The organism is Brevundimonas sp. (assembly GCF_036677305.1).
Taxonomy (GTDB): domain Bacteria; phylum Pseudomonadota; class Alphaproteobacteria; order Caulobacterales; family Caulobacteraceae; genus Brevundimonas.
In genome coordinates this window covers 1-5,588 of sequence record NZ_JAKFEB010000246.1, presented here as the reverse complement: position 1 = coordinate 5,588, position 5,588 = coordinate 1, and the positions used below count along the sequence as shown (strand labels likewise).

Annotated in this window: 4 protein-coding genes; 1 reads left to right on the top strand and 3 read right to left on the bottom strand. The window is 68.9% G+C overall.

Annotated elements, in window-relative coordinates; translation table 11 throughout:
• The first annotated feature begins 107 nt into the window (after positions 1-107).
• Positions 108-1,310 (top strand): CaiB/BaiF CoA transferase family protein, encoded by a 1,203-nt coding sequence (locus tag V6M42_RS14200; protein ID WP_332679113.1) that lies wholly within the window; start codon positions 108-110, stop codon positions 1,308-1,310.
• Positions 1,311-1,338: 28 nt separating this feature from the next.
• On the opposite strand, the gene V6M42_RS14195 is transcribed toward V6M42_RS14200, so the two are convergent.
• The 3 genes from V6M42_RS14195 to V6M42_RS14185 form a co-directional block, all read right to left on the bottom strand.
• Positions 1,339-1,656 (bottom strand): hypothetical protein, encoded by a 318-nt coding sequence (locus V6M42_RS14195; protein WP_332679112.1) that lies wholly within the window; start codon positions 1,654-1,656, stop codon positions 1,339-1,341.
• 11 nt (positions 1,657-1,667) lie between these two features.
• A complete protein-coding gene (gene odhB / locus V6M42_RS14190; RefSeq protein WP_332679109.1) occupies positions 1,668-3,230 on the bottom strand; it encodes a 2-oxoglutarate dehydrogenase complex dihydrolipoyllysine-residue succinyltransferase in 1,563 nt (520 codons plus the stop codon).
• A gap of 65 nt (positions 3,231-3,295) precedes the next feature.
• The coding region (locus tag V6M42_RS14185) for a 2-oxoglutarate dehydrogenase E1 component (protein WP_332679107.1) at positions 3,296-5,588 on the bottom strand (2,293 nt) is incomplete at its 5' end.

Here is a 5,588-nt window from a genome sequence, read left to right as displayed (position 1 = left end):
ATCGCCTTCGGCGCCGCTGGGTCCCCCGGTCTCGCTGCGCTTGCCGGAGGATGACGAAAGGGTATGGCGACCTTCTCCCTCGCCCGGAGACGGGTTACTCAAGCCGCATGACCCAGCCCCACGGCCCCCTCTCCGGCGTTCGCGTCCTCGACCTCTCCCGCGTGCTGGCCGGGCCATGGGCGACGCAGATGCTGGCCGATCTCGGGGCCGAGGTGATCAAGATCGAACGGCCCGGCGTTGGCGACGACACCCGCCACTGGGGCCCGCCCTTCACCACCAGAACGGACGGGTCCAAGGGCGACGCGGCCTATTTCCTGTGCGCCAACCGGGGCAAGAAGTCCGTCGAGCTGGATCTGGCGACGCCCGAGGGGGCGGCGGTCATCCGCGAACTGGCGAAGACCTGCGACGTCGTGGTCGAGAATTTCAAGACGGGCGGGCTGAAGAAGTACGGCCTCGACCACGCCGCCCTGTCGGCGGTCAATCCGAAGCTGGTCTATTGCTCGATCACCGGCTTCGGTCAGGACGGGCCCGACGCCCATCGCGCCGGCTACGACTACATGATCCAGGCCATGGGCGGGCTGATGTCGATCACCGGCCAGCCCGACGGCGCCGCCGGGGCCGAGCCGATGAAGGTGGGCGTGGCGGTCGTCGACCTGTTCACCGGCCTGTACGCCTCGAACGCCATACTGGCGGCGCTGATGCACGCGCGGGCGACGGGGCAGGGGCAGCATGTCGACATCGCCCTGTTCGACGTCCAGGCGGCCATGCTGGCCAATCAGGCGACCAACTGGTTCGTCTCGGGCAAGGCGCCGACGCGGATGGGCAATGCGCATCCGAACCTGGCCCCGTACCAGCCCTTCCCGTGCAACGACGGCATGGTGGTCATCGCCGTGGGCAATGACGGCCAGTTCGGGGCTCTGTGCGGCGCGCTGGGGGTCGAGGGCATGGGCGCCGATCCGCGCTTCCTGACCAACGCCCTGCGGATCGAGCACCGCGCCGCCATGACGGCCGAACTGTCGGCCCTGACGGCGGGCCGGACCATGCACGGGCTGATGGCCGCGCTGGAGGCGGCGGGGGTGCCCTGCGGACCGGTCAACACCGTCGATCAGGTGTTCGACGAGCCGCAGGCGAAACATCGCGGGCTGGAGGTGACGCAGACGCGGGCCGATCTGGCCGGGCCGGTGCGGACCGTCGCCTCCCCGATCCGGATGTCCGCGACCCCGGTCGCCTATGACCGCGCCCCGCCGGCGCTGGGGCAGGACACGGATGCGGTGCTGGGCGAACTGGCGACCCGGGACGGCGTCCGCTAGCAGGCGTTCTTCGCGGACCGATGCGGCGTCAGGCGCCGACCAGAAACCCAAGTCCGATGGCCGCGAGGAGCGCGAGCGGGCCAGCCTTGCGCGCTGGATTGGCGATAACCGGATCCACGTCCTCGAGCCGCTCGGCGCCGCTCCGAAGGCTTTCAAGCAAGGTCCGCGCGGCCGCCGCCTGGCTGTTCGGCGCCGACAGGTTCACGCCGCCGAGCGCCTGAAGCACCAGAGGGTTGGTCTTCACATGTTCTGCGCCGCCCAGCACGACGTCGTAGCCGTCCGCGCGCAGGCGCGACGCCGCGATCTCGGCCTCATAGACATCAGCGAAACGGGCGATCTCGATCATCGCCCGCTATCCTACAGGTCCAGCAGCGCCCGCGCCGGGTCTTCCAGCAGTTCCTTCACCCGGACGAGGAAGGTCACCGCCTCCTTGCCGTCGACGATGCGGTGATCGTAGCTGAGGGCCAGATACATCATCGGACGGATCAGCACCTCGCCGTTCACCGCCATGGGGCGCTGGACGATGTTGTGCATGCCCAGGATGCCCGACTGCGGCGCGTTCAGGATCGGCGTCGACATCAGCGAACCGTAGGTGCCGCCGTTGGTGATGGTGAAGGTGCCGCCCTGCAGCTGGTCCAGGGTCAGGGCGCCGTCGCGCGCCGCCTTGCCCAGCGCCGCGATGCCCTTCTCGATGCCCGCCAGCGACAGGGTGTCGGCGTCGCGCAGGACCGGGACGACCAGGCCCTTCTCGGTGCCGACGGCGACGCCGATGTCGTAGTGGTTCTTGTAGATGATGTCCGTGCCGTCGATCTCGGCGTTGACGGCCGGGATCTCGTGCAGGGCCTGGACGATGGCCTTGGTGAAGAAGGACATGAAGCCCAGCTTCACGCCGTGGCGCTTCTCGAACACTTCCTTGTACTGGGCGCGCAGGGCCATGACGTTGGTCATGTCCACCTCGTTGAAGGTGGTCAGCTGGGCGGCGGTGTTCTGCGATTCCTTCAGGCGGCGCGCGATGGTCTGGCGCAGGCGGGTCATCTTGACCCGCTCCTCGCGCGGCTGGTCGGCGCGCGGGGCGGCCGGGGCAGCGGCGGGAGCTGCGGCCGGAGCCGGAGCGGCGGCGCCAATGGCGGCGACCGCGTCTGCCTTGGTGATGTTGCCCTTCGGCCCGGTGGCGGCGAGCGCTTTGGGATCGAGGTTGTTCTCGGTCACCACGCGCTGGACGGCGGGCGACAGGTGAGGATCGTCGGACTTGATCTGGGCCGAGCCGGCGTTGGCCGAGCCGCCCGAAGCGGGGGCGGCGGCGGGCGCGGCGGCCGCGGCGGCGCCCGAGGCGGCGATGCTGCCGATCTGCTGGCCGGGGGTGACGGTCGAGCCGGCCTCGGCGACGATGGTCAGGACGCCGGCGGCGGGGGCGGAGACTTCCACGGCGACCTTGTCGGTCTCGATCTCGACCAGCATCTCGTCCTTGGCGACCGTGTCGCCCGACTTCTTCAGCCAGGTTCCCATCGAGCCCTCGGCCACGCTTTCGCCCATGGTCGGGGTCATGATCGGCACGGCGCCGCCGGAAGCGGCGGCGGGCGCGGCGGCAGGCGCGGGTTCAGCGGCCGGGGCGGGGGCCGGAGCCGCGGCGGCGGGCGCGGCCTTGGCCTCGGCCTTGGGCGCCTCGGCGGACGGCGCGGCGGCGGCGCCTTCGGTCACAACGCCCAGCACGGCGCCGGGGGTCACGGTCTCGCCGTCGGGGGCCTTGATCTCGGACAGCACGCCGTCGGCGGGCGAGACGACCTCCAGCGAGACCTTGTCGGTTTCCAGCTCGACGAGGACCTCGTCCTTCTTCACCGGATCGCCGGCCTTCTTCGTCCACTTGCCGATCGTGGCTTCGGTGACGGATTCGCCGAGGGCGGGGGTGAGGATGTCGGCCATGGGACGGGCTCTCTCAGGTTCGTTCATTTGTCATCCCGGAAACCGCGAGGTTATCCGGGACGGGTTCAGGCGAAGGCGTCGGTCAGGAACGCGTCGAGTTCTTTCAGGTGCCGGCTCATCAGGCCCGCGGCGGTCGAGGCCGAGGCCGGGCGTCCGACGTAGCGGGCGCGCTTGGCCTTCACGTTCAGCTTCTCGAGCGTCAGCTCCAGCCACGGATCGACGAAGGTCCAGCCGCCCATGTTCTTGGGCTCTTCCTGGCACCAGACGAGATCGGCGTTGGGGAAGCGGGCCAGTTCGGTCATCAGCGACTTCATCGGCCAGGGATAGAACTGCTCGAGACGCATCAGATAGACGTCCTCGCCGCCCTTGCCGTCGGCCACGTTCTTCTCGCGGCGGTCCAGCAGGTCGTAATAGACCTTGCCCGAGCACAGGACGACGCGGCGGATGTCCTTGTCGGCCTTGATCTTGATGCCCGAGACCTCGGGGCGCGTCTGGGCGTCGTCGTGCAGCACGCGGTGGAAGGAACTGCCCTCGGCCATGTCGGCGAGGGTCGAGACCGCCTTCTTGTGCCGCAGCAGGCTCTTGGGCGTCATGATGATCAGCGGCTTGCGGAACGGCCGGTGCATCTGGCGACGCAGGATGTGGAAATAGTTGGCCGGGGTCGAGCAGTTGGCGACCTGGATGTTGTCCTCGGCGCACTGCTGCAGGAAGCGTTCGAGACGGGCCGAGGAGTGTTCAGGTCCCTGGCCTTCGTAGCCGTGCGGCAGCAGCATGGTCAGGCCGCACATGCGCAGCCATTTGCGCTCGCCCGAGGTGATGAACTGGTCGATCACGACCTGGGCGCCGTTCACGAAGTCGCCGAACTGGGCCTCCCACATGACCAGGGTGTTCGGGTCGGTCAGGGCGTAGCCGTATTCGAAGCCGAGGACGGCCTCTTCCGACAGGGCCGAGTCGATGACCTCGAACTCGGCCTGGCCCTCGCGCAGGTGGTTCAGCGGGACGTAGCGGGCCTCGGTCGTCTGGTCGACGATGCCCGAGTGGCGCTGGGAGAAGGTGCCGCGCACGCAGTCCTGACCCGACAGGCGAACCGGGAAGCCCTCGTCCAGCAGCGAGCCGAAAGCGAGGCTCTCGGCCGTGGCCCAGTCGATGTTCTGGCCGGTCGTGATCATCTCGCGGCGGCCGTCGATGACGCGCTTCAGCGTCTTGTGCACGTCGACGTCGTTGGGGGCCTGGGTCAGGCGGTGGCCCAGGTCGGCCAGCTTGGCCGCCGGGACCGAGGTCGCGCCGCGGCGGTCGTCGCCCTCGGGCAGGCCGATGCCCTGCCACTGGCCGTCCAGCCAGTCGGCCTTCTTGGCCTCGAACGCCTTGCCGGCGTCGAACTCGGCGTCGAGGAAGGCCTCGAAACGGGCGACCTCGGCGTCGACCTCTGCCTGGGTGATCACGCCTTCCTTGATCAGGCGTTCGGAATAGATCTCGCGCGTCGACGGCAGGGCGCGGATCTTCGAATACATCAGCGGCTGGGTGAAGGTCGGGTCGTCGCCTTCGTTGTGGCCGAAGCGGCGGTAGCAGAACATGTCCACCACCACGTCCTTGTGGAATTTCTGGCGGAACTCGGTGGCCACCTTGGCGGCGAAGACCACGGCTTCCGGATCGTCGCCGTTGACGTGGAAGATCGGCGCCTGGACCATCAGCGCCACGTCGGACGGATAGGGCGAGCTGCGCGAGTTGCGCGGGCTGGTGGTGAAACCGATCTGGTTGTTGACGACGAAATGCATCGTCCCGCCGGTGCGGTAGCCCTTCAGACCCATCAGGGCGAAGCATTCGGCCACCACGCCCTGGCCGGCGAAGGCGGCGTCGCCGTGGATCAGCAGCGGCATGACCTTGGAGCGGTCCAGCGCCTTTTCAGCCGCCGCCTCGCCGCCATCGGCCCGGGCTTCGCGGATGTCGAAGGCCTGTTTCGCGCGCGCCTTGCCCAGCACCACCGGGTTGACGATCTCGAGGTGCGACGGGTTGGCGGTCAGGGACAGGTGGACGGTGTTGCCGTCGAACTCGCGGTCCGAGCTGGCGCCCATATGGTATTTGACGTCGCCCGAACCCTCGATGTCCGAAGGTACGGTCGAGCCGCCCTGGAACTCGTGGAAGATGGCGCGATAGGGCTTGCCCATCACGGCGGCGAGGGTGTTCAGGCGGCCGCGGTGAGCCATGCCGAAGACGACCTCGTCGACGCCCAGCGCCCCGCCGCGCTTGATGATCTGCTCCAGCGCCGGGACCATGGCCTCGCCGCCGTCCAGACCGAACCGCTTGGTGCCGGGGAAGCGTTTGTGCAGGAAGCGTTCGAAGCCCTCGGCCTCGATCAGC